Raw genomic sequence first — 25,956 nt, 5'->3', positions numbered from 1 at the left:
AGATGGATTTTTTAAATGATATATTGGTATATCCCCTGCAGCAGCTTCCGTTTTTCCTGATTACGATCGTCATTGCCTTTACTGTGCATGAGTTCGCGCATGCTTACTTTGCCAACAAATTCGGCGATCCGACGGCCAGGCTGCTTGGCCGCATGACGCTGAATCCGGCCGTCCATTTCGACCTGTTCGGAATTATCCTGCTGCTCATTGCCGGCTTCGGCTGGGCGCGTCCGGTTCCGGTGAACCGTGACAACTTCAGCCGTCCGCGGGTGATGGGAATCGTCGTGTCGGCTGCCGGGCCGCTGAGCAATTTTCTGCTGGGGATTATCGGGGCGCTGATCTATACGGTGCTCATGGGTACAGGAGCGATCGACTCCATCACCAATGAGCAGCTGCAGCTGGCGATTGTCTGGTTTTTCGGGATCTTTATCAAGACCAACTTTTTCCTCTTTCTGTTCAATCTTATTCCGCTGCCGCCGCTTGATGGTTACCGGATTCTGGAGGATGTCGCACCGCGTCCGGTCCGCGCCAAAATGCAGCAGGCTGAGCAGTGGGCCGTCTTTATCTTTTTACTGGTAATCTTTATCCCTGTTCTTAGCGCCAATACGATTGCCCCGCTGTATAACTGGGCCATTCAAATCGGCAATCATTTTATCCGGTTATTCCTGAACCTGTTCGGATTCTCCGGGTTTTACTAAGGGCTGGTCATTGCCTTGCAAACGTTGTATGATGGAATATGTTTTTTTAATACTGGTAAGAAAGTATATGAATTTTCAATAGAATGAGGCTAAACTATGCAGCGTTATTTTGTAAGCCCGGAGCAGTTTGGAGCAGAGCAGGTGAGCATTGGCGGTGAAGATGCACGTCATATTGCCAAGGTGATGCGCGGGAAGGCCGGGGATAAGCTGATTGTCAGCGACGGGGTGTCCCGCGAGGCTCTGACGGAGATTGCTTCGATTGAAACCGGCGAGGTTGTCGTGAATATTGTGGAGCTGCTTGAAATGACGCATGAGCCGCGCATTCAGGTTACGGTAGCCCAGAGCCTGCCCAAAGGCGACAAGCTGGAGACGGTGATCCAGAAATGCACCGAGATCGGTGCCGTGGCTTTTGTTCCGTTTCTCTCGGAGCGGACGATTGTACAGTACGATGAGCGCAAGGAGAGCAAACGGCTGGAGCGCTGGCGCAAGATCTGTAAGGAAGCCGCTGAGCAGGCGCACCGTAATATTGTTCCTGACGTTCATTCTCCGCTCAGCTGGAAGCAGCTGCTCCAGAGCTTCAGCGGATATGACGCGGTGTACTTCTGCTACGAAAAAGAAGAAGGCTTGCAGCTGCGCAGCGCCGCCGCACCATGGATTGCCGGGTTGCCTGCCGGATTCCGGGGCAAGGTGATGGTTGTTGTCGGTCCCGAAGGCGGGTTCAGTCCGGAGGAGTGCGAGGCGGCAGAAGCTGCCGGGGCGGTATCTGTTGGGCTTGGACGGCGAATTCTGCGCTGCGAGACAGCCGGTATGGTTGCTGCAGCCTGCATTTTATATGAATCCGGAGAAATGGGGGGAGCTTGAGAAATGCCATCCGTAGCATTTTATACTTTAGGTTGTAAAGTGAATTTCTATGACACTGAAGCCATCTGGCAGCTTTTCAAAAATGAAGGTTACGAGCAGGTGGATTTCGAGGGAACCGCCGATGTATACCTGATTAACACCTGTACGGTGACGAACACAGGCGACAAAAAGAGCCGGCAGATGATCCGCCGCGCCGTACGCCGCAACCCGGAAGCGATTGTCGCTGTAACGGGCTGCTATGCGCAGACCTCTCCGGGCGAAATTCTGGATATTCCGGGCGTCGATCTGGTCATCGGCAACCAGGACCGTGAGCATATTATGACTCATGTCAAGAACATTCAGGAGTCGCGCCAGCCGGTCAACGCGGTGCGTAACATTATGAAGACGCGTGAGTTCGAGGAGCTGGATGTGCCGGGCTTCGCTGACCGGACGCGGGCGTTCATGAAGATTCAGGACGGCTGCAACAACTTCTGCACCTTCTGCATTATTCCATGGTCGCGCGGACTGTCGCGCAGCCGGGATCCGAAGTCGATTGTAGCCCAGGCGCACCAGCTGGTTGAGGCAGGCTATAAAGAGTTCGTGCTGACCGGTATTCACACTGGCGGCTATGGCGATGATCTGGACAACTACCGCCTTGCCGACCTGCTCTGGGAGCTGGACAAGGTGGACGGGCTTGAGCGCGTGCGTATCAGCTCGATTGAAGCGAGTCAGATTGATGAGAAGCTGCTGGATGTGCTGAACCGCAGCTCCAAAATGTGCCGCCATCTGCACATTCCGCTGCAGGCCGGCCATAACGAGGTGCTCAAGGCGATGCGCCGCAAATACACTACGGAAGAATATTATGCCAAAATGCAGCTGATCCGCCAGGCCATGCCGGATGTAGGCATCACTACAGACGTCATTGTCGGCTTCCCGGGCGAAACGGACGAAATGTTCCGCGCAGGATACGACTTCATGAAGGCTGTGAATTACTCCGAGATGCATGTGTTCCCTTATTCCAAGCGGACCGGTACACCGGCGGCGCGGATGCTTAACCAGATTGACGAGGAGATCAAGAACGAGCGCGTACAGCAGCTGATCGATCTCTCCGAGGAGATGCAGCTGGCCTATGCCAACAAGTTCGTCGGCAAGACCGTCTCGGTTATCGCTGAGCGCTCAGCCAAGGACGCGCCGGGCCGCAGCATCCAGCACGGCTTCAGCGACAACTACCTGCAGGTGTTCTTCGGCGGCGACGATTCACTGCAGGGCGAGCTCTGCCAGGTGAAGATTACCGAAGCGGGCATTAACGAATGCAAAGGCGAGCTGGTTGGCGTCAGCCGGACCGGACTCCGCCAGACTGAACTGGCGTAACCAGTCCAGCGTATTTCCGCTGTCTGCGGTGCTGTGAATGGACTCACCGCTGATAGCGGGACATGTTCTGTTGCATCATGTGCAGCAGATTCCCGATTAATAGCGTAATCAAGCAAGGATTTCATTTCCCGTCCGGAGGTGAAATCCTTGCTGCTGTTTGGGGGAGACTAAGGCACGGGACAAAGCTTAGTACAGGAGTGTGCGGGAAGCTTGCCCGGAGTACCGCGCTTGAAGTCCGGAAAAAAGGGTAAGGAGTGAGCAAGGGGAGAATTTCTAAATGGCTGCGGCTAACAGGATAAATGCACGCTTCGGGAGTAGCACAGGACAGGCGGCCATAAAACATAACCCTATTAAGGAGCTGTCAGCATGGCGCATAAGCAAATTTCAGCGGGCGGCGTGGTGTACCGGCGGGGCAGCGCGGGTCTCCAGATCCAGCTGATCGTGGACCGTTACGGGAAGGTGGCGCTGCCCAAGGGCAAGATGGAGGACGGGGAGACGGTAGAGGAGACAGCACTGCGGGAGATTCGTGAGGAGACGGGCGCTGTGGGCGTTATCAAGGCTCCGATTGATGTCATTAAATACTCGTTCGGGCACCACATCTACGGAATCGTAGATAAAGAGGTTCATTATTTTCTGGTGGAGGCGGTTGGCGGGATCACCAGGGCACAGGCAGAGGAGATTAACGCTGTGGAATGGCATGAAGCTGAAGCCGCCTGGGAGCGGGGGAAGAGCAACATGTATGCCAACAATGTCCCTATTTTACAGAAAGCAATAGCGCTGCTCTCCGGACATTTTCCGGATTAGCAATCTAGTTAAAAAGTCCTGAATTCGCCGGGGACAGAAAATTAACTGAAAATAAGGTAAACACTTTAGGCGTAATTGTCGATATAGTGGAAGAGTGTGGTAATCACCACCGAAACTTACTGCCTAAGGAGAGAACAGATGACTGTGTACAGGAAAATGACGAAGATGCTCCTCATTTTGATATTGGTTACTGCCGCAGCTTTTCCGGTAAACGTCTTTGCGGCTACAGGCGATACGAACTCGATTGATTTTGACAGCTCGGCAAAAGTGGAGCTTACGGTTGGGCAAACCCCAAAACAGCTTAAAGTATATGCCAACATTGAAGGGTCCTCCTCCAAAAAGGATGTGACTGCAGCTTCAACCTGGGTATCCTCAAATACAAATGCAGTCAGAGTAGTCAACGGGCTGCTGACCCCGGTCGATACCGGAACAGCCATGATTACCGCTACATACCTGAATGCGGTAGCCACCCTGGAGGTGTCCGTTACCCATCCCTTTAAAGATTTAACCCTGGAGCGCCGCTCTGACGGGAATTATAAATTAGGTGACAGCGAAGAAACGCTGCTCGTCACGGCCAAAGCCACAGGGGGACAATCGGCAACCTCGGTGAAGGATGTCTCGGCTGATGCCGACTGGAGCAGCTCCAATACAGGCGTGCTGACCATTGATGAAGGCCAGATTACGTTAGTAGGTGAAGGCACCGCGACCATTACCGCCAAATACAAGGGACTTACCGCTACATTTAAAGCAAAGGTAGAGCTGCCGTATTCAGCTATTGTTCTTAAACAAGATAATGTGGCTGTTAAGGAGCTTGAGCTGCTGGTCGGTGATGATCCCGTAGTGTTGAAGGCAATGACAAAAGCAACCGAGAACAGCGAGGAAAAGCCTGTTTCTGATCAGGCAGAATGGACAAGCTCCAGCGAAAGTGTGGCAACAGTAGAAGCCGGTATCATTACAGTAGTTGGTTCCGGTAAAGCTGTAATTACAGCAAAATACCTTGGTGTATCCAAGTCGGTGGATGTCTATGTGCGTGCCCCTTACGAGGCAGTGCTGCTGACTCCTTCCGAGGATCAGACGCTTTTCCTGGGTGAAAGCCTGACAGTAAAAGCGGAAATGAGAAACGCTGTAAACTCCAGGCAAAACCAGTCATCGGGTGCAACCTGGACCTCCGACAACCTGCTCGCGGCTACAGTTACTAAAGATGCAGCAGCAGCAACAGTTACAGGTAAGGCGGTCGGATCGGCTGTTATTAAGGCAGAGAGCTTTGGTGTCAGCAAAACATTAAAGGTAACCGTGCTGCCTACAATCACTGAACTGGTTCTGGATAAGTCCGAACTGGAGGCATATACAGCGGACAGCGTCAGCCTGCCGAAGGTTAGCGGAACGAAGCTGGACGGTACGAAGCTGGATATCAGCCAGGAAATCAAATGGACCTCAGCTAACGAAGAAATTGCCGAGATCAAGGACAATAAGCTGTCTGCCGTCAAGGCTGGAACCGTAACGCTTACCGGTAAAATCAAGAAGGGCAACGTCTCCTCCGGAGCTTCCCCGATCCGTGAAAAGACCGTGGAGCTGAAGGTTACCGTGCAGAACAAGGTGCTGGTGCTGATCGGGCCTGAGGATGCGCTGGGTCTCGTTATTGGTGAGGAGCAGGGATTGCCTTCTGTAAACGCAGTGCTTGAAAACGGGGATGAGGTTGATGTTACAAGCACTATTACCTGGGAAATTACCGGCACCAATGCGGTCCTCAAACAGACAGCGAACGGTAAAGTGATTAAAGGCCTTACCAAAGGGTCGGCTACACTTAAAGGAACGTATTCCAACAAAACGATCAGTATTCCGGTAACGATTGAGCAGAAGGTCGTGAAGCTCGTAGTAGAGCCGGGCACAGTGGATCTGAACCTTAAGGCTTCCAAGGCCATCAAAGTAACCGGATATTTTGCCAATGGCAAATCGGCGAATTTCTCCGGTGCAATGAACTGGGAATCTTCCAATACTGCAGTGGCAACTGTGAAGGGAACGACAGTCAAAGCGGTAGCTGAAGGTACAGCGACAATGACCGGCTCTTATCAAGGTATCGCGGCTACAGTCAAGGTCAACGTAGTGCCTAAGCTTACCAAGCTGACCGTGAATGAAACCAAGCTGGTGCTTGCTGCCGGCGCTTCCCAGAGTGTAGTGGCAACAGCGTTGTATGATACCGGCAAAACAGCCATCGTTACGGGCAGTGTAGTCTGGACCAGCTCCAAGCCTGCTGTAGCAAAGGTGAATGCTTCCGGTACAATTACAGCGGTGGGTAAGGGGACAGCATCCATCAAGGGTAAATGGAACAACAAGACGGTAACTGTAACCGTTAATGTAAAATAAATCCATCTGATCTGCAGAGCTGCTGTTTTAGCGCTTTGCAGATTTTTTTTGGCTAAAGCTATAGTAAACCCAAGTAATCCGATGTATAATTCTGAAAAGTACATAACAGGCGTATTCAGGTCAGGCAGAACATGCTGTACGCCATAGGTAAATCCAATTTACAAGGAGATGAAGCAGATGGCGAAGAAAGAGTTATTATCTATCAGATCGATTGTAGCGGTGGGGATCGGTTCGGCCTTATTCGTAATATTGGGGAGATTCGGTTCGATTCCCTCGGGCATTCCGAATACGAACATTGAAACGACTTACGCGCTGCTTGCATTGTTTTCGCTGCTGTATGGCCCTGTAGCCGGATTGCTGATCGGATTGATCGGTCACACGCTGAAGGATTTTATTTTTTACGGCTCCCCCTGGTTCAGCTGGGTCATCTCCTCCGGACTGGTCGGGCTGATTATCGGCCTGCTGGTTGCCGGCATTTCCATCCAGGATGGTGTGTTCGGCAAAAGAGAGATTATCCGCTTTAACCTGGCTCAGATTGTGGCCAATGCCATTGCCTGGTTCGCTGTAGCACCGACGCTGGATATTCTGATCTATGCAGAGCCGGCGAATAAGGTATACACGCAGGGGCTGGCTGCCGGAGCGGCAAACATTGTAACGGTAGCTGTCATCGGCACGCTGCTCGCAGCAGCCTATGCCAAGACGCGGACCAAGCAGGGAAGCCTGCGGAAGCTGGGTTAATTGAATATTTAGCAGAAAGCCGGTGACAATCACCGGCTTTTCTGTTGAAATAAAGAGGATGCATACGGAACGAATTATTGAAAGAGGAAGGTAGAGATGAGCAAAGCCGTTATAGAATTTACAGATTTCAGCTTCACCTACCGGGCTCAGCAGGAGCCTACACTGCGTGGAATCAATCTGAGCATCAGAGAGGGCGAGAAGGTGCTGATTGTCGGCCCTTCGGGCAGCGGCAAAAGCACGCTTGCCCATTGCATCAACGGGCTGATCCCCTTTTACTACCCTGGAGAGACGGCCGGAAGCCTGCGGATCATGGGGCAGGAGCAGCAGGAGCAGAGTATCGCTGCTTTGTCACAGACGGTAGGGACTGTGCTGCAGGACCCGGACGGGCAGTTTGTCGGACTTACAGTCGGGGAGGATATCGCTTTTGTGCTGGAGAATGCGGCAGTGCCCCTGCAGGAGATGAAGGAGCGGGTGACAGCCGCTGCAAGGGCTGCCGGTATCGGGGACCTGCTGTCGGCTTCGCCGCAGGAGCTCTCCGGCGGCCAGAAGCAGAAGACGATGCTGGCCGGCGTACTCGCCGGTAACGTTGATATTCTGTTGTTCGATGAGCCGCTGGCCAGCCTTGATCCTTTCACGGGTACCCGGACAATTGAACATATTGACCGGCTCCAGCGTGAAACCGGCAAAACAGTGATTATCATCGAACACCGGCTGGAGGAGGTGCTGCACCGGCCGGTGGACCGGATTATCATCATGAATGACGGGGTCATCGCTTGCGACCTGCCGCCTGCCGAGCTGCTGAGCTCCGGCCTGCTGGCCGGAACCGGGCTTCGCGAGCCGCTGTATCTGACGGCGCTGCGGTATGCCGGAGTGGCGGTAACGCCTGACCTCCAGCCCCAGCACCCGGAGCTCATCAGGCTGGAGGGGGCGGCTCAGCGGCTGGAGCAGTGGGTCGACGGATACAGGGAGCAGAGCGGTCCGGCTGAGGCTGTTCCGCTGCTTGAGCTGAAAGAGGTCACCTTCGGCTATGAGCGGGAGACAGCCGTGCTGGACAAGCTGTCTCTGACAGTTAACCGGGGCGAAATGCTGGCCATCGCCGGCAGGAACGGGGCCGGGAAGTCGACTGTATCCAAGCTGATCTGCGGTTTTTATAAGCCATCCTCGGGAAGTATCTGGCTGAACGGCCGGGATATCGGAAGGGATACCATCAAAGAGCGGGCGGAGCGCATCGGCTTTGTGATGCAGAATCCGAATCATATGCTGTCGAAGACGCTGCTGTATGACGAGGTCGCCTTTGGTCTTAAACTGCGCGATGTGCCGGAGGAGCTGATCCGGGAACGCGTTCATGGGGTGCTGCGAATCTGCGGCCTGCATGCATTCCGCGAATGGCCGATATCCGCACTAAGCTACGGTCAGAAGAAGCGGGTTACCATCGCTTCGATCCTGGTGCTCGAACCGGAGATTATTATTCTGGATGAGCCGACAGCCGGCCAGGACTACCGGCATTATAATGAGATGATGGAATTTCTGCGGGGGCTGAGCAGCCGGGGAATTACGGTCATCATGATCACGCATGATATGCATCTGATGCTGGAGTATGCGCAGCGGGCGATTGTGCTGGCGGACGGGAAGAAGGCGGGCGATGACCGGCCGGAGCGGATTTTGACGGACCGTTCTATAGTAGAGAAGGCCAACCTGAGGGAAACTTCGCTTTATACGCTTGCGCTAAGGGCGGGGCTGCAGCAGCCGGAGGAGCTGGTCCGCACGTTTATCGCTTTTGACCGGGAGGTGCGGCGCAGATGAGGGCCAGAATGCTGACCTATACGAAGCAGGACTCGCCGGTCCACCGTCTGAGCGGAGCAGCCAAGCTGATTGTGTTCATTGCCTGGTCGCTGACGGCCATGATTACCTACGATACGAGATGCCTCGTTGTTATGCTGCTGATCAGTCTTGTTTTGTTTAAAGTTTCAACAGTGAGGTTTCAGGACTACGCTTTTGTGCTGTATTTTATCCTGTTCTTTTTCCTGCTGAATCACTTGGCGATTTTTCTGTTCTCGCCTCTGGAGGGTACACGGATTTACGGCACGCGCCACGATCTGTTCCACTTGGCCGGACGGTACACCGTTACAGCTGAACAGCTGTTCTACCAGCTCAATATCGCGCTGAAGTATGCCGTAGTCATCCCGGTGGCGCTGCTGTTCCTGCTGACGACAGATCCGAGCGAATTCGCCGCATCGCTGAACCGGATCGGGGTTAATTATAAAATCGCATATTCGGTATCACTGGCGCTGCGATATATTCCCGATATTCAGCGGGACTACGAGAATATCTCCTTCTCGGCCCAGGCAAGGGGAATTGATCTTTCCCGGAAGGAGAAGCTGCCCCGTCGTCTCAAAAATATCGTATCCATCCTGCTGCCGCTGATCCTGTCGAGCATTGAGCGGATCGAGAAAATCAGCACGGCGATGGAGCTGCGTGGCTTCGGCAGCGGCCGGAAACGGACCTGGTACATGGGCCGCCCCTTTACGGGCAGGGACTATTTTGCTTTAGGGCTGATGCTGTCGCTGGCCGCGGCAGCGCTGATCATTACTTTTTATGACGGGTCCAGGTTTTACAGTATCTTTTAGATGAAAGAATAGATTAGTATCACAGGGCAGTTTGAAGTATAATAGTACAGCGATTCTCCGGGTTACGGAGAACCGCTGTGCGGGCTGGGACAGGGACAGATCAAATGCGGCTGAGCCGCTGCTCGACTCTGGACCAGAGCGGCAGATAGCACAGCGGCAGCACGGCCAGCGAGCAGACGACATTGAAGATCGTCTGGGCGTGGGCGAGCTGGGAGGCGGGCCCGCCGCCGAACAAGGCGGACAGGTCCTGCAGCGGGCCGATGAACGGCAGGAACAGCACGGCGCCGCCGACGTTGAGCGCCACATGCGAGCCGGCGACGAACTTGCCGGAGGCTGAGCCGCCAATTGAAGCGATGACGGCGGTGACACAGGTGCCGACATTTGCGCCGAGCACAATGGCGATGCCGATTTCGGGCGGCATGGTGCCTGCGGATGCGAGGCCCATTGCCATCCCGATGACCGCAGCGCTGCTGTGCAGCATCGCGGTCAGGCAGGCCCCGGCGGCCAGGCCCCACAGGGCGCTGGTGGCCGCATGGTCCAGGAACCAGCGGAACATACCGCTGGCTTCAAGCGCGGGGCCGACCGACTGCATGACGGCGATGCCCCACAGCACCAGGGCAAAGCCGGCCACCGCCAGGCTGATGAACTGGAGCGGGCCGGAAACCTTGCGGCAGGCCTCGGCTGAACGCCAGGTGAAGGGTGGCAGCTCGCCGACGATGACGGCAGCGGCCCACAGGCAGAGCGCTGCGGTGAACAGCGGCGCCGCTGCGGAGCTGATCTGCAGTCCGATCAGCTCGGTGGTCAGGCAGGTGCCGATGTTGCTGCCAAGGATGATGCCCAGCGTGCGGGCATACGTGAGCAGCCCGGCATTGACCATGCCGATGGTCAGCACAGTCACGGCGGTGCTGCTCTGCAGCAGCGCCGACAGCAGGCTGCTGGCGATCAGGCCCTTAAGCGGCGTAGAGGTCGCTTTATGCAGGCCCCGCGTCAGCAGCGGGCCGGCGAGCTTCGCCAGCGCGGTCTCCATCAGCTTCATGCCGGCGAGAAAGATTACAAGACCGTATATGACAGGGAACAGCAGGTCACGGATCATAAGGACATGCTCCTTTGGACGGGGGTTGTACACCAATATATGAAAGCAGCGCAGTGGACATGTATGAAATTAACAATAGGAACAAGGAGTTGAAGTCATTGGCATCGGTTATTCTGGAACGCGGCCGCAAAAAAAGACTGGAGCAGGGCCACCCGTGGGTGTTCGCCAGCGAGGTAGCTTCAGTGGACGGAGAGGCGCAGGCTGGCGGTTTGGTGGATGTGCTTAATCATCAGGGGAGATACCTGGCGACCGGCTATTACAATCCGGCCTCGCAGATCCGGGTGAGAGTTGTATCGGAGTCGCCGCTCGCCAGTATGGATACGGCATTCTTCATTGAACGGTTTACAAGCTGCCTGCGGCACCGGGAGCGGTTCTTGCCGGGAGCGGACGCATACCGTTTCGTATACGGTGAGGCTGATTTTTTGCCGGGGCTCATTATTGACCGGTTCGGCGATGTGCTGGTTGTCCAGCTGCTGACACTGGGCATGGACAAATGCCGGGACGCAATCGTTGAAGCGCTCGTACAGGTAATGGCACCGCAGGGCATTTATGAGCGCAGCGACGTGTCCGTCCGTGAGCTGGAAGGCCTGGAGCAGAGAACCGGCGTACTGTACGGCGAATGCCCGCGCCATATTACCGTCACCGAGAACGGGCTGAAGGTGATCGTCGATATCGAAGAAGGCCAGAAGACCGGCTATTTCTTCGACCAGCGCGAAAACCGGGCATCCATCGCTCCGCTGATGAAGGGCTGGGGCGGACGCAGCGGCATTACGCTGCAGGAAGTGGAGACCGAAGACGGATCTGTGCAGACCCTTCCGGTTAACAAAAGCGGCAAGCCGGTCACTTTCCCTTACTGGGATGGTGCAACCGTGCTGGAGTGCTTCGCGCATACGGGCAGCTTCACACTGCATGCCTGCAAGTATGGTGCGAAAAAGGTGACCTGTCTTGACGTGTCCGCCCATGCGATCGAAAGCGCTAAAGCGAATGTCGAGATTAACGGATTTACGGACCGTGTAGAGTTTGTTGTGGACGATGCGTTTGCTTTCCTGCGCAATCAGGTAAAGGGGCTGGAGGAGCGCTCGGAGCGGGCCACCAGTAAAGCAGACGTCAAACCGGGCGGCAAGCCGGCAGCCAAGACGGACACGGCCAAGCCGATGACCGCCGGCGGCGGACGCACCTGGGATGTTGTCATCTTGGACCCGCCCGCTTTTGCCAAAACCAAAAGCGCAGTAGCGGGTGCCGTCCGAGGCTACAAGGACATTAACCTGCATGGCATGAAGCTGGTCAACGAGGGCGGCTACCTGGTAACGGCCAGCTGCTCGTATCATATGCAGCCGCAGCTGTTCCTGGACACCATCGCCGAGGCGGCCAAGGATGCCGGCAAGGTGCTGCGCCTGATCGAATGGCGTGCAGCCGGCAAGGACCACCCGCAGATTCTCGGCGTGGACGAGGGCCACTACCTGAAATTTGCCGTGTTTGAGGTGCGCAGCAGGAAGTAATGTAAGGCTGTGCGTTGAATCTGGGAATGACGGAAAGGGGGCGGCGGCTTCCCGGCCCTTAGTGGGGGGTTCGCCACCTAATTCCGTCACTTCCTAACTTTTGGAATCATTAGGTGGAAAAGCTGCCTCCCTTGTATACTCCAGAGAAGCCGAGGCGCAGGAATGGCTTAAAGTGCTGCTGCAAAAAAATAGGATCGTTTTGTTCATGTCCAAACAAGGAGGCAGCCGCAGGAATTGCGGCTGTTTTCTTTTCGTTCTGTACAGGTAAATATTGAGATTTGAAAACAATGGCAAACGTACGTTCTATTAAGAGATTTGCAGATATGCTATAATGTTGGGACGAATGTAACAAGGGTGCCGGGGTTTACGCACCCCATCTGCACCACGGAAGGAGTCTACTGCAATGACGGTGAACTTTTTGCTAGGCCGCTCGGGCAGCGGCAAAACTACGAGAATTTGGGAGGAGGTCTCCTCCCGGCTGGAATCAGCGCCGCTGGGCGCACCGCTGATTGTGCTTGTGCCTGAGCAGGGCTCATTCAGTGCGGAACGGGGGCTGCTGAGTACGGCAAAAGCCAAGGGCAGCATCCGGGCCCAGACGCTCAGCTTCTCCCGGCTGGCTTACCGGGTGAAGCAGGAGACAGGTGGCAGCGCGGGTCTGCCGATCAGCGAGGAAGGCAAGAAAATGCTGCTCTACAAAATTATCAGCCGCCGCAAGGATGAGCTGAAGCTGTTCGGCGCCTCCGGTGACCGGCCCGGCTTCGTTGAACGGCTGAGCAGCCTGCATACCGAGCTGAAGCGCTGCTGCCTCGGAACGAATGATTTGGAGGAGCAGCTGTCCAGAATGCGGGACTCTTCGGGCAGCCCGATTCTGGCCGGCAAGCTGGATGATCTGCAGCTTGTATTCAGCGATCTGGAACGGGCAATGGCGGGACTGTATATCGATGAAGAAGACCGGCTGGCTGAACTCGCCGCACATATCCCGGATTCTTCCTTTATCCGCGGCGCCGAAGTCTGGGTAGACGGATTTCATGGCTTTACTCCGCAAGAATTTTTGGTGCTGCGCGAAATCATGCTGCATGCCTCCAAGTTAACCGTGGCGCTGACCCTGGACAAAATGTATCCGCCTGGGCTGCAGCCGCATGAGCTGGAGCTGTTTCATCCGCCGGCTGTTACGTATATTAAGCTGCGCGGGATGGCGGAAGAGGCGGGGCTTGAGGTGTGGGATGAGCTGCTTGCTCCCCCTGTATTGCCGCGGTTTGCGGACAGTCCAGCCCTTGCCCATCTGGAACGGGGCTACGGCCGCCGCTGGAAGTGGAACGGGGCTGCCGGGCAGGTTGGCAGGGAACTATCGGTAACGGCAGCCTCCTCCCGCAGGACCGAGGTTGAAGGCGCGCTGCGGGAAATGCTCCGGCTGGCCCGCGAGGAAGGGGCAAGGTACGGCGAAATGGCCGTATTTGTACGGAATATCAGCGACTACGAGGCGCTGGTTGCCCCGTTATTCGAAGATTATGGCATTCCCTTTTTCCTTGACCAAAAGGCCAGTGAGCTGCATCATCCGCTGGCGGAATTTATCCGCTCTGCGCTCGATACCGTGCGCCGCCGCTGGCGTTACGAGGATGTGTTCCGCTGTGTGAAGACGGAGCTGCTGCTTCCGCTGGACGGCAGCCTGACCCGTGAGGATATGGATCAGCTTGAGAACTATGTGCTGGCCTGCGGCATCCAGGGCTACCGCTGGACTAACGGCAAGCCGTGGAAGGGGATACCGAGCCTCTCGCTCGAAGGAGCCAGAACCGTGGATGAAGCGCTGCTGGCGAAGATGGAAGCGTGCCGGGAGGCGATCACAGGGCCTCTGTATGCCTTTGAGAAGCGGGTCAAGCGGAGCCGTACCGGTCTTGAGCTGTGTACGGCCGTTTATCAGCTGCTGCAGGAAACGGATATCGCGCGCAAGCTGGAGAAGCGTAGTAGGGCAGCTCTGGAGCAGGGTGAGCCGGCGGTTGCCCGTGAGCACAGCCAGCTGTGGGATGCGGTGCTTGACCTGCTGGACCAGATTGCGGAAATGATGGGCGAGGAGCGGCTGGAATTTGAGCTGTTTGCCGGTGTGCTGGAAACAGGCCTGACTGAACTCAGAATGGGACTTGTTCCGCCGTCACTGGATCAGGTGCTGGTCGGAACGATGGACCGGACCCGGACGACGGGTGTTAAATATGCTTTTCTGCTCGGCTTTAATGAAGGGGTTGTTCCGGCCCAGTTCAAGGAGGACGGAATCCTCTCCGAAGGCGAGCGGCTGGTGCTGGAGAATGCCGGAATGGAGCTTGCGCCGGGAGCCGCGCGCAAGCTGCTGGACGAGCGGTTTCTGGTCTATAATGCGCTCACAACAGCCAGCCGCAGACTGTGGATCAGCTATGCGACGGCGGATGATGAAGGCAAGGCGCTTCTGCCTTCCGAGATTATCCGCCAGCTGCACATTATGTTCCCTGAGGGGCTGACTGAGCACATTATGTCGGGCTTCCCTTCCGCGGTCCAGCCGGACGATGCTGAAGGAGAAGCCCGGCATCTCGGCTTCATCGGCCAGCCGGAGCAGACACTGCGCATGCTGATTATGCAGCTTCGTCAATGGAAGCAAGGCGTAGACATACCCGGCCTCTGGTGGGATGCCTATAACTGGTACATCAGCGGCGGCCGGGAGCGGCGGCTGCCGCTGGAACGCCTGCTGGGATCGCTGTTCTACCGCAACAGCGGGATTCCGCTGCGGCGGGAGACCAGCCTGCGGCTGTACGGCGGTTCAACGCTGCGGGGCAGTGTCTCGCGGATGGAGAAATTCGTGGCCTGCTCCTTCTCCCACTTTGCCTCATACGGCTTGAGGCTCAAGGAGCGCCAGCTCTACAAGCTACAGGCACCGGATATCGGCCAGCTGTTCCATGCGGCACTGAGCGACATGGCTAAGCGCCTGCAGGATCAGGGCAAGGGCTGGGGCAGCCTGTCGGCCGAGGAATGCCGGCGGGAAGCGGGAGCGACGGTGGACAAGCTTGCTCCGCTGCTGCAGGGAGAAATCCTCATGAGCACCAAACGGTACGGATATATTTCCCGCAAGCTCAAGAATATTGTCGGGCGCGCCTCGATTATTCTCGGCGAGCATGCCCGCCGGGGCAGCTTTGAGCCGGCGGGGCTTGAGCTGGATTTTGGACCGGGCAAGGATCTGCCCCCGCTGCGAATCAATCTGCCTAACGGCTGTGTGATGGAGGTGGTCGGCCGGATTGACCGGGTCGATAAAGCGGAAAGCGAGCAGGGCGTGCTGCTGCGGGTGATTGATTACAAATCCAGCCAGAAGGATCTGAAGCTGCATGAGGTGTATTACGGCTTGTCGCTGCAGATGCTGACCTATCTCGACGTGCTGCTTACCTATTCGGAGCAGTGGCTGGGCAGAGCGGCGCTTCCGGCCGGAACATTATATTTTCATGTACATGATCCCTTGCTTACTTCACCGAACGGCCTTAACCGGGAACAGGCGGCGCAGGAGCTGCTCAAGCGGTTCAAAATGAAGGGGCTGCTGACCGCCGACCGTGAGGTGGTCTCGCTGATGGATACGACATTGGATAAGGGCTATTCCTCCATTGTACCGGTGGCGCTAAAAAGTGACGGAAGCTTCTACAGCAGCGCATCCGTGGCTACGCCTGAGCAGTGGGGACAGCTGCTATCCTCCGTTCGCAGCAATATTACAGAGATCGGGACGCGGATTACGGAAGGGGATGTGGCCATCCAGCCTTACCGGATTCAGCAGGAGACAGCCTGCACCTTCTGCTCATTCCGGCCGGTCTGCCAGTTCGACGAAGCGGTGGAAGGCAACGGTTATAACAATCTGGGCAGACCGGGCAAGGATGCCGTCTGGGAGCTGCTGTCCAATAAAGGAGGAGAGAAGCCGTGAGGATCAGAGCGGAAATAGAACCGAAGCCGGAAGGCAGCTTTTGGAGTGACGACCAGTGGCGGGCGATCGCCGAAAGCGGTGACGATATACTGGTTGCTGCTGCGGCAGGCTCAGGCAAAACGGCCGTACTGGTGGAGCGGATTATCCGCAAAATCAGCCGGGCGGAAACCGGCTTCAGTGTGGACCGGCTGCTCGTCGCCACGTTCACCAAAGCAGCGGCGTCTGAGATGCGCCAGCGGATCCGTGAAGCACTGGAACAGAAGCTGGAGGAGGCGGAGGGTGCCTCAGGCGGGCAGAGCCTGGAGACCGATCATCTGCGCCGCCAGCTCGCCCTGCTGGGCAGAGCTTCGATTACAACGCTGCATTCCTTTTGCCTGGAGGTCATCCGCAGATATTATCAGATCATCCCGATCGATCCGGGCTTCCGGATTCTGAATGAGCATGAGGCGGAAATGATGCGCCAGGAGCTGCTGGAAGAGCTGCTGGAGGAAAAATACGGGGAAATGAATGAGGATGAGGAAGACCCTGTATTTGTGCAGCTGGCAGACTGGTTCAGCGGGGAACGCAGCGATGATGCGGTGCATGCGTTAATACAGCGGCTGCATGACTTTTCGCGCAGCCATCCGTGGCCCGATCAGTGGCTGCGGGACACTGCGGCTGATTTTGCCCTGCCGGACACGGAGAGCCTGGGAGAGACCCCATGGGTGCAGAGCATCCTGGCTGAAGCCAAGCTGACGCTGGACGGAGCTGCCAGCCAGCTGATGCAAGCCAGGGAAATCGCCCTGCAGCCGGGCGGGCCTGCCCCGTATGCGGATAATCTGGCCGAGGATTTGGCCATGGTGCAAGGTATGCAGGAGGCTCTTGCCTCGCGGCCCTGGGCGGAGCTGTATGATGTGTTTGTGGAAATCTATTTCGGCAAGCTGAAGGCCTGCCGGAAGGACTCGACCGATCCCGGGCTGCAGGAGATGGTCAAGGAGCTTCGCGACAATGTGAAGAAGAGTCTGCTGGAGCTGCAGAAATCACTGTTCGGCCGTCCCGCTGATGCTTTTCTGGCAGAGCTGCATGAGGCGGCTCCGCTGATGCATGAGCTGGCGGAGACTGTTATCGCCTTCGGTGAGCGTTACCGCCAGGAGAAGGCCGGCCGGGGGCTGGTCGACTTCAGTGATCTGGAGCATTACTGCCTGCAGATTCTGCGTCATCCTGATTCACAGCCGGGCCATTCGCTTCCTTCGGATGCCGCGGTGGAATACCGTGAGCAGTTCGATGAGGTGCTGCTCGATGAATATCAGGATACGAACAGTGTGCAGGAGGAGATTGTCCGGCTGATTGCGCGTGAGGCCCCGGGGAACCGGTTCATGGTCGGCGACATGAAGCAGAGCATCTACCGGTTCAGGCTTGCCGAGCCGGGGCTGTTCCTGGACAAATACAACAGCTTCAGTGCAGCAGGAGGCGTTGAAGCTGAGAACACGTCTGCTGCAGGCGCAGAAGACGGGAATGCTCCGAGCGGTATGGTTATTGATCTGGCCCGCAATTTCCGCAGCCGGATGGAGGTCGTGAATGCCGTTAATATGGTGTTTCGGCAGATTATGGACAAGACGGTCGCCGAGATCAGCTATGATGAACGGGCTGAGCTCGTCTACGGGGCGAACTTTCCCGGTGCGGCCGAGAAGGGGCCGGATACTTATTTTGCCCCTGAGCTATTGCTGATTGACAAGGGATCTTCCTCCGGCGGACGGACAGAAGAAGCCGGGGAAGACGGTGAAATCCCGGTACAGGAGAATGATGCCATCGAGAGCGAAACGGCGCAGCTGGAAGCGCGGGCCATTGCCCGGCGCATCTCGCAGATGACCGGTATGACCGGCGGCGCACCGCTGCTGATCTATGATAAGTCACAGAAGCTGATGCGTCCGGTTGTCTACGGGGACATCGTTATACTGCTGCGCTCGGCCCGGATCTGGACACCGCTGATGATCGAAGAGCTGCGCCTGGAAGGCATTCCGGCCTTCGGGGACCAGAACAAGGGCTATTTTCAGGCTACCGAAGTAGAAATCGCCCTTTCGCTGCTGCAGATCACTGATAATCCGAGCCAGGACATTCCGCTGGCCGGTGTGCTCCGCTCGCCCGTTGTCGGTTTGACCGAGGAGGAGCTGGCCGCTGTCCGTCTGTGCAGCAACGGGACTTTCTATGACGCTCTCATAGCGGCTGCCGGGGGGCAAACGGCCGGAACCGGGTCCGATGATCAGGCTCAGGCGGAGATTGCAGCAGCACTGGAACATTCCGGCTCTACAGATTCCGGCGCAGATTCTGCAATACAGATCCCGCCGCGGCTGCGTGAGAAGCTGCAGCATTTCCTTAACCGGCTTGAGGGCTGGAGAAATGCCGCAAGGCAGGGGAGCCTGAGCACGCTGATCTGGCGCATTTACGGGGAAAGCGGGTATCTGGAATGGGTCGGCGGTCTGCCGGGCGGCTTCCAGCGCCAGAACAACCTCAAAGCCTTGTATGACCGGGCTGTCCAGTTCGAAAAGGATACTACAGCCCGCGGGCTGTTCCGCTTTCTCGTCTTTATTAACCGTCTCCGTGAAAACGGGGGTGACCTGGGTGTTGCTGCAGGAACCGGTGAAGAAACCGGCGGGGTAAATATCATGACGATCCATAAGTCCAAAGGTCTGGAATTCCCGGTTGTCTTCATCGCCGGGATGGCGAAGCAGTTCAACCGCCAGGATCTGCATTCTCCGTTCCTGATGCATAAGGAGCTTGGCTTCGGCCCGCGCTTTGTGGAGCGGGAGACGAGAGTCAGCTATCCGACGCTGCCGTTTCTGGCGATCAACCGGCGGTCCCGGCTGGAGCTGCTGGCCGAGGAGATGCGTGTACTGTATGTAGCTTTAACCCGGCCGCGTGACAAAATGATTCTCGTCGGCACGTTGCGTGATGTACCGCGGACAGTAACTGCCTGGGCAGGCACGCAGAACCGTGAGGAGCTGCTGCTTGCCGATCATCTGCTGGCCAGGGGCCGCAGCTATCTGGATTGGGTCGGCCCGGCGCTGATCCGCCATCCTGCCGCAGCCATTCTGCGCAAGCTGGCCGGTATAGAGGGGACGGGATCGGCGGTGCTGCACGGCGACAGCTCCAACTGGAGTATTTCCGTACAGAATGCCGCTTCTTTAAGCTCAAGCTCTTCTTTTGCTGCGGAGGACGATGCAGATAAACATGAGGAGAAGCGGCAGGTGCTTGAAGCGCTGCGCAAAGGCAAGGCGGTAACCGCCTATTCTACAGCAGCGGCTGGGGAGATTGCCGCCAGACTCGAATGGCAGTATCCGCTGGCTGCAGCCTCCGCTATTCCGGCGAAGACATCGGTTACGGAGCTGAAATCCATGCTGTCGCTGCAGGACCAGCCCTCATTTGATCTGCTGGAGGAGCGTGCTGAAGCCGGCGGACGGAAGGAAAGTCCGGGCACAGCACCGGTTTCACGTGCGGACAGCCTTCATCTGCGCCGGCCCAAATTTATGGAGAAGCGCGGCCTGACAGGTGCGGAGCGCGGTACCGCCTATCATACGGTAATGCAGCATGTTCCGCTGGAGGGACCGGTTGACCGTGCCGTGCTGGAAGCGACGCTGGCGCGTCTTGCCAGGGTTGCCATCCTGAGCGGTGAGCAGGCTGAGGCGGTTAAACTCGATGAAGTGGAAGCTTTTTATAGAAGTGAGCTGGGACGCAGATTGCTGGACGCCGAGTGGAAGCAGAGAGAGCAGCCGTTCAGTTATATGGTTCCGGCCGGCGAGGCTTACGAGGGACTTGATTATTATGAGCAGGCGGCTGAGAGCGGGATGACCGGCGCAGGTGCGCTTGCGGAAGCCGTGCTGATTCAGGGGGTCATCGACTGCCTGTTCCGCGAGAACGGACGGCTGATCCTGGTCGATTACAAAACAGATGCCGTACTGGAGCATACAGGCGGGCTGGACGGGCTGAAGGAGAAATACCGTTTCCAGCTTGAGCTGTACAGCAGAGCGCTGCAGGACATCACAGGCGAGAGGGTCAGCGAGATCTGGCTGTACTTTTTTGACGGCGGGCATGCTGTGAGTCTGTAAATCTATTAAATATTTTGATACAACGAATACCGCAAAGTTGGCGGGGAAAAGAGGGCGGAAATGCGCATATTGCATACAGGCGACTGGCACTTGGGCCGTACGCTGGAAGGCCGGAGCCGGCAGAAGGAGCAGGAGCAGTTCATTGACGAGCTGGTTGAAATTGCCGACGCCGGGCAGGCGGATCTTATTTTGATGGCGGGGGATGTCTATGATTCGGTCAATCCTCCGGCGGCGGCTGAGCAGCTGTTCTATGATGCGGCAGCCAGGCTGACTGCGGGCGGCAGGCCGCTTGTGGTCATCTCGGGCAACCATGACCAGCCGGAACGTGTGGCCTCCGTCTCCCCGCTGGTGCGCAGACAGGGCATTACACTGGTCGGTATGCCTACTTCGGAGCCGGTAACGGTGCATGCGGTGCGGACGGGCGAAATTGCCAAAATCGCTGCCCTCCCGTATCCCTCAGAAGCCCGTCTGGGTGAGCTCCTCGCCGGAGAGAGCGGGGAAGACGAGCTGCGGCTGGCTTACAGTGCCAGAGTCGGCAGGCTGATGAAGCTGCTGGGCCGGGAGTTTACGCCGCAGACGGTAAACCTGGCAATGAGCCATATTTATGTGCTGGGCGGTGTGGAGAGTGATTCGGAGCGTCCGATCCAGGTCGGCGGTGCGTACACGGTAGATCCGTCTGCCTTGTCCTGCGGCTCCCAGTATACAGCGCTCGGGCATCTGCACCGCGCCCAGCGGGTTAAAGGGGACGGAATGATCCGTTACAGCGGATCGCCGCTGGCCTACAGCTTTTCCGAAGCAGGCCAGGCCAAATCGGTAACGATGGTGGATGTTGCTCCCGGGGGCGAGCCGGTATTTGAGGAGATTTATCTCAGCTGCGGCCGTCCGCTTGTGAACTGGAAATCCTCCGGCGGGCTGCAGGAGGTCTACAGCTGGCTTGATGAGGGCCGTGACGCCAACGCTTTTATCGATCTGGAGCTGCGGCTGACGGAAGCGATGTCGCTGAATGATATCCAGCGTCTGCGCAAGGCGCGGGAAGGGATTATTCATATCCGACCGGTCTATCCGCAGATGGAGCTGGAGCTCGAACAGACCGCCCGGTCGCGCATGCCGGTCCAGGAGCTGTTCCGCAAGTTTTACCAGCGGCAGACCGGCGGCGCAGAACCGGAGGATGAACTGATCCGGCTGTTCCTGGAGCTGGCGGAAGAAGAGGACCGGCGCCAGCCGGAGGAAGGGGAGGTGGGCTGACGTGAAGCCGATTCTATTAAAATTGTCCGGACTACAGAGCTACAGGGAGCAGCAGGAGATAGATTTTGCCAGTCTGACCGAGACAGGGCTGTTCGGGATCTTTGGCCCGACAGGCAGCGGCAAGTCCAGCCTGCTGGATGCCATAACGCTGGCGATGTACGGCAAGGTGGAGCGTGCGGTGAACGGTACGCAGGGAATCATGAACCATTCCGAGGATCAGCTTAGCGTAGCCTTTACCTTTGAGCTGGTCTCCTCTTCAGGCCCCCGCCGCTTCAGGGTGGAACGGAAGTTCAAGCGCACCGGCGATCAGTCGGTCAGCAATACGATCAGCCGGTTTATTGAGCTTACGGAGGACGGCGATCATGTCCTTGCGGACAAGCTGGCTGATGTTACCCGCTGTGTGGAGGAGCATATCGGGCTCAAGATGGACGACTTTACCCGGGCGGTCGTGCTGCCCCAGGGCAAATTCGCCGAGTTCCTGTCGCTGCGGGGTGTTGACCGCAGACAGATGCTCCAGCGTCTCTTTCACCTGGAGCAGTACGGGGACCAGCTGGCACTGAAGCTCAGCCGCAGGGTCAAGGACAATGAAGCCGCGCTGCGCGCACTGGAGGCTGAGCAGCAGGGGCTCGGCAGCGCCGGTAAAGCAGACGTTGAGGCGGCGGAAGTGCGGCTTACGGAAGCGGCCCGCCGCGCAGAGGAGTGCCGCAGGCTGCTGGAGGAAGCCCAGCAGCGTTCAGACCGCTTCGCGAAGATCCGCGAACTGCAGGAGGAGCGCACCCGCCGCGAGGCCAAGCGGCAGGCGCTGCTTGCCCAGGAGGACGGTATCCTCCTCCTGGAGCAGAAGCTCGGCCAGGCTGACGAGGCCGAGCAGCGGCTGCCTGTGCTGACTGCCTGGCGCAGTGCGGAAGCGGCCTGGAAGAGCCGGCTGGCCCGCGCGGAGGGCCAGGAGGTGACTGCCGCTTCCGCTGAGCGGGAAGCGGCGGGGCTTGCCGCAGCCGAAGCGGCGGCCCAGGCTGCGCTGCAGGCGGAGGAGCCTGCGCTGCGGGAGTGCGCAGACACTTACCGCCGCGCGCTTGAGCTCGAAGCCGAGCTCGCCGGGCTGCGGCAGGAGCGCGCCGCTGTGCTGGAGCGCAGCGGGACGCTCTCCGGCGCGCTGGGCGCCGCGCAGGAGCGGATGGCCCGGGAGCGGGAACTTTTGGCCCGTGGCCAAAAGAAGCAGCAGGAGCTGCAGCAGAGCCTGCTGCCGCTGGCGGTCCGCTCCCAGGAGCGGCAGTCTCTGCAGGAAGCCATGCAGAGACTGCAGGGGCTGCGCTCGGCCGAGACCCAGTGGGACTCGGCCGAGCGCGAGCGCCAGGGCCGCGCGGCGGTGCTCGCCGCAGCGGAGGCGCGCCTTGCCGCGGCCGAGGGCCGGCGGCAAGAGCTGGCTGTGCAGCGCAGCGGGCTGGTCGCCTCGGCAGCGCTGCACCTGGAGGACCTGCGGGCTGCGGAAGCCGCCGCAGGGGAAGCTGCCGTGCGCCTGGAGCAGCACGGCAGCGCGCTGGAGGCCGCGCTCAAAGAGCAGGAGGTTCACCGGCTCTCGCTTGCACTCGCCGGTGAACTCCGTGACGGGCTGCCTTGCCCGGTCTGCGGCAGCGAGCATCACCCCGCGCCTGCGTCCGCCCAGGACGGCACTGCGGAGGACGAGACGGCCCGCCGGCTTCAGCAGGTGCGCCAGCTGGCCAGACAGGCGCTCGATACACGCCACCTGTTCCGCAGCCTGCTGGAACAGGACGGAGCCTGGCTCGAGCAGGTGTACGGCGGAAGCGTGGCGGACGTTATGGGTAATCCGCCGGCTGCTGCGGGCCTGGAGCAGGCCGCCGCTGCCGTTGCCCAGGCCGGGCAGGTGCAGGCGGAAGCGCCTGATGCCGGGCTGCTTGCGGAGCTGGAGACCAGACTGGCTTCCGGCAAGTCCCGCTCGGCAGAGCTGCGCAGCACAGCTGCCCGCTGGCAGCAGTCCATGCAGGAGCAGCAGCAGCTGTGCCATAAGGAAGCGGCTGCCGTCGAGGCAGAGACAGCCTGGCTGCAGGGGCTGGCCGCCAAAGCCGAGGAGCTGGCAGGCCAGTTAGCCGGCCTGCGCGGGGAATGGGCAGCGCTGTTCCCGGAACTGGCGGTGAACGGGGCGGAGGCCGCTTACCGGGCCATACAGCTTAAGGACGAGCAGTCGGAGGAAATCCGGGGACGGCTGGAGATCAGCGTGAAATTCCTGGAGGACAAACATACCGCCGTCCAGGCGCTGCAGGAGGAAATTACCGGTCTGGACAAGGAGCTGGCCCAGCTGCATGCCCAGTTGGAGGGCAAGGAAGCACTGGAGCGCGAGAAAGCGCAGCGCCTGCAGCAGTGGACCGGCGGCCGGGCCGCTGCCGGGCTGCTTGCTGATTGCGAGCGGCAGCTGCGCAGCCTGCAGGCTGCGCTTGAGAGCAGCAGGCTAAGCCACCGCCAGGCCGCCGAGAAGGCGCAGCATGAGCTGAAGGAAGCGGCCATTGCCCGCCAGGCGGCTGAATCTGCCCGCGAGCATTACACCGAAGCTGCTGCGCGCTGGGAAGAGAGCCTGAAGTCGTCTCCGTTTGCTTCAGCGGCCGAGATCGAAGCTGCAGCCCTGCCGCCGGAAGAACGGACGGCGGCTGTCCTCCGGGTGCGGAGCCACCGTGAGGAGGAAGCTGAAGTGAACCTGCAGCTGCGGAGCATCGCCGATAAGCTGCAGGGCGAAGTCCTCAGCGACGGAGACTGGCAGGAAAGCGTGGCTGCGCTTAAGCAGTGCAAGGAGGACGACGAGGAATCGCTGCGGAGCCGGGCACGTGCCGAGCGCGACCTGGAGGATCTCCAGCAGCGCCATATCCGCTGGATGGAGCTGGAGGAGCAGCGGTCCCGTCATGCAGAGCAGCAGGACCGGCTGTCCAAGCTGCAGACTGTGCTGCGCGGCAATGCCTTCGTCGAATATATCGCCGAAGAGCAGCTGATGCAGGTCTGCCAGGCGGCGTCGCAGCGGCTGCGCTTTCTGTCCAAGCAGCGCTATGCGCTGGAGGTCGACTCCGGCGGCGGCTTCGTGATCCGCGATGACGGCAACGGGGGAGTGCGCCGGCCGGTTTCTACCTTGTCCGGCGGTGAGACGTTCCTGACCTCCCTGTCACTGGCGCTCGCCCTGTCGGCACAGATCCAGCTGCGCGGACAATACCCGCTGCAGTTCTTTTTCCTTGATGAAGGGTTCGGTACGCTGGATACAGAACTGCTGGATACCGTAATCACTTCCCTCGAGAAGCTGCATAATGACCAGCTGTCCGTCGGGATTATCAGCCATGTTCCCGAGCTCCGGGCCAGGCTGCCGCGCAAGCTGATTGTCGTTCCTGCCGAGCAGGGTGGCGGGGGTTCGCACATTCTTTTGGAAAAAATGTGAAACCGGGGGCTTGATGTGATGTCAATCACAGAGACACCATCATGCCCCTGTTATAATACAGCTAAGCCGACATCTTTTAGAAACACCTCGGCGGACGTATGACCGGGATGCACTCCTTTTCATACGTTCGCCGCCGATCAGCCTTTCAGCTGATAGGGTGTTTCTTTTTTTTGTCTTTTTTTATGTATCGTGAGAAAAAGAATTACTGCTCGTCCCTATATTTGCTGCCGGGAAAGGATGGCAATATCCGTAGGGTAAGATTCACAGGGGGATTTCAGGCCGTATCAGCTGCTGTTACAGATACAGTTTTGATTACGTGTGACTGCCGGGCTGTATTACCCGCAACCTGAATTGCACTGCTTGCAAATGGCTCACTGCGGCTTTCGTATTGCGCCAAAATCCTGTATGATTAGAACACACAAAACAGATGGCGAGAAGCGTCGGGCATTCCAAGGTAAGGCAGTCGGTCCATAGGGACCAAATGTCTCTCCAAGCAGCAGGTTTTGCCGCAAAGACTACTCAGACAGGTATGCTCCACAAAACGTTCAGGAGGAAGTGTTGTATGGAAACCGTTTTTAGCAAAATTATTGAGGGCACAATTCCTTCAAAAAAGGTGTTCGAGAACGAGCGGATTCTGGCGTTCCATGATATTCAGCCTGCGGCACCGGTGCATGTGCTGATTATTCCCAAGAAGTTCATCGCCTCGATGAACGATGTTACGGCAGAGGATTTGCCGCTGATCGCTGAGATCCATGCTGTTGCCCAGCAGATTGCGCTCGAGCTTGGTGTCGCGGAAACCGGATACCGTTTGATTAATAACTGCGGACCAGACAGCGGACAAGCCGTTCCGCACCTGCATTACCATCTGATCGGCGGCGCCAAGCTGGGTGCCCTTGTCGGCATTTCAGACTCACACGCGTAATACTTTTACGAAAATCAGATTGCCTGCCGAAAAAAGAATAACACGAAGGTTGACACCTTATTTCAGTTTGACCTATAATGAAATTTGATGAACCGTGTTATGCTCTTGGACGGTCTGGTCGGAGGGAGGGAAAACTGGTGTCTGAAACGAAAGTTCGTAAAAACGAGACAATTGATGCTGCACTTCGTCGCTTTAAACGTTCCATCGCTAAAGATGGTGTCTTGGCTGAGGTGAAGAAACGCAAGCATTATGAGAAGCCAAGCGTTAAGCGCAAGAAGAAGTCTGAGGCTGCTCGTAAGAGAAAGTTTTAGGAGGATTACC

General features: G+C 57.8%; 16 protein-coding genes. 15 read left to right on the top strand and 1 reads right to left on the bottom strand.

The features are described from left to right. Positions 1-2 precede the first annotated feature (2 nt). The 8 genes from BLR64_RS03875 (at position 3) to BLR64_RS03840 (ending at position 9,442) form a co-directional block, all read left to right on the top strand. Positions 3-698: a site-2 protease family protein gene (locus tag BLR64_RS03875; RefSeq protein ID WP_090712362.1), complete on the top strand. Its 696-nt coding sequence runs from the start codon at positions 3-5 to the stop codon at positions 696-698. A 96-nt stretch (positions 699-794) separates the two neighbouring features. Further along, on the top strand, positions 795-1,559 hold the full coding sequence (locus tag BLR64_RS03870; protein WP_090712360.1) for an RsmE family RNA methyltransferase: 765 nt from the start codon (positions 795-797) through the stop codon (positions 1,557-1,559). Positions 1,560-1,562: 3 nt separating this feature from the next. After that, complete coding sequence (gene mtaB, locus BLR64_RS03865; protein ID WP_090712358.1) at positions 1,563-2,909, top strand: tRNA (N(6)-L-threonylcarbamoyladenosine(37)-C(2))-methylthiotransferase MtaB; 1,347 nt, start codon at positions 1,563-1,565, stop codon at positions 2,907-2,909. A gap of 366 nt (positions 2,910-3,275) precedes the next feature. Beyond that, on the top strand, positions 3,276-3,713 hold the full coding sequence (locus BLR64_RS03860; RefSeq protein ID WP_090712356.1) for an NUDIX hydrolase: 438 nt from the start codon (positions 3,276-3,278) through the stop codon (positions 3,711-3,713). Positions 3,714-3,851: 138 nt separating this feature from the next. Beyond that, complete coding sequence (locus tag BLR64_RS03855; protein ID WP_090712354.1) at positions 3,852-6,077, top strand: Ig-like domain-containing protein; 2,226 nt, start codon at positions 3,852-3,854, stop codon at positions 6,075-6,077. A gap of 177 nt (positions 6,078-6,254) precedes the next feature. Next, positions 6,255-6,815 (top strand): ECF-type riboflavin transporter substrate-binding protein, encoded by a 561-nt coding sequence (locus tag BLR64_RS03850; protein WP_167360591.1) that lies wholly within the window; start codon positions 6,255-6,257, stop codon positions 6,813-6,815. A gap of 96 nt (positions 6,816-6,911) precedes the next feature. Then, complete coding sequence (locus tag BLR64_RS03845) at positions 6,912-8,618, top strand: ABC transporter ATP-binding protein (RefSeq protein WP_090712351.1); 1,707 nt, start codon at positions 6,912-6,914, stop codon at positions 8,616-8,618. Continuing rightward, positions 8,615-9,442: an energy-coupling factor transporter transmembrane component T family protein gene (locus BLR64_RS03840; RefSeq protein ID WP_090712350.1), complete on the top strand. Its 828-nt coding sequence runs from the start codon at positions 8,615-8,617 to the stop codon at positions 9,440-9,442. The genes BLR64_RS03845 and BLR64_RS03840 overlap by 4 nt, the downstream gene beginning before the upstream one ends. 100 nt (positions 9,443-9,542) lie before the next feature. Here the strand turns inward: BLR64_RS03840 and BLR64_RS03835 are convergent, their stop codons facing one another. Then, positions 9,543-10,535, bottom strand: coding sequence for a Na/Pi cotransporter family protein (locus BLR64_RS03835; protein WP_090712349.1), 993 nt, complete (start codon positions 10,533-10,535; stop codon positions 9,543-9,545). Between the two features lie 98 nt (positions 10,536-10,633). On the opposite strand from BLR64_RS03835, the gene BLR64_RS03830 reads away from it, so the two are divergent. The 7 genes from BLR64_RS03830 (at position 10,634) to rpsU (ending at position 25,946) form a co-directional block, all read left to right on the top strand. After that, positions 10,634-12,034 (top strand): class I SAM-dependent rRNA methyltransferase, encoded by a 1,401-nt coding sequence (locus tag BLR64_RS03830; protein WP_090712348.1) that lies wholly within the window; start codon positions 10,634-10,636, stop codon positions 12,032-12,034. 403 nt (positions 12,035-12,437) lie between these two features. Further along, positions 12,438-15,956 (top strand): helicase-exonuclease AddAB subunit AddB, encoded by a 3,519-nt coding sequence (addB, locus tag BLR64_RS03825; protein ID WP_090712347.1) that lies wholly within the window; start codon positions 12,438-12,440, stop codon positions 15,954-15,956. Further along, complete coding sequence (gene addA / locus BLR64_RS03820; RefSeq protein ID WP_090712346.1) at positions 15,953-20,038, top strand: helicase-exonuclease AddAB subunit AddA; 4,086 nt, start codon at positions 15,953-15,955, stop codon at positions 20,036-20,038. The genes addB and addA overlap by 4 nt, the downstream gene beginning before the upstream one ends. 60 nt (positions 20,039-20,098) lie before the next feature. Then, on the top strand, positions 20,099-21,283 hold the full coding sequence (locus tag BLR64_RS03815; protein ID WP_090712345.1) for an exonuclease SbcCD subunit D: 1,185 nt from the start codon (positions 20,099-20,101) through the stop codon (positions 21,281-21,283). Position 21,284: 1 nt separating this feature from the next. Next, positions 21,285-24,713 carry an AAA family ATPase gene (locus BLR64_RS03810; RefSeq protein WP_090712344.1) on the top strand — a complete coding sequence of 1,143 codons (3,429 nt, stop codon included), beginning with the start codon at positions 21,285-21,287 and terminating at the stop codon, positions 24,711-24,713. A gap of 562 nt (positions 24,714-25,275) precedes the next feature. Continuing rightward, complete coding sequence (locus BLR64_RS03805; protein ID WP_090712343.1) at positions 25,276-25,635, top strand: histidine triad nucleotide-binding protein; 360 nt, start codon at positions 25,276-25,278, stop codon at positions 25,633-25,635. A gap of 137 nt (positions 25,636-25,772) precedes the next feature. After that, the gene (rpsU, locus tag BLR64_RS03800) at positions 25,773-25,946 is read left to right on the top strand and encodes a 30S ribosomal protein S21 (RefSeq protein ID WP_005547957.1); all 174 of its coding nucleotides are present in this window, start codon (positions 25,773-25,775) and stop codon (positions 25,944-25,946) included. Positions 25,947-25,956: the final 10 nt, after the last annotated feature.

Origin of the sequence: Paenibacillus typhae (assembly GCF_900099765.1) — a bacterium.
Lineage (GTDB): Bacteria > Bacillota > Bacilli > Paenibacillales > Paenibacillaceae > Paenibacillus_AQ > Paenibacillus_AQ typhae.
This window is presented reverse-complemented; position numbering and strand designations above follow the sequence as displayed.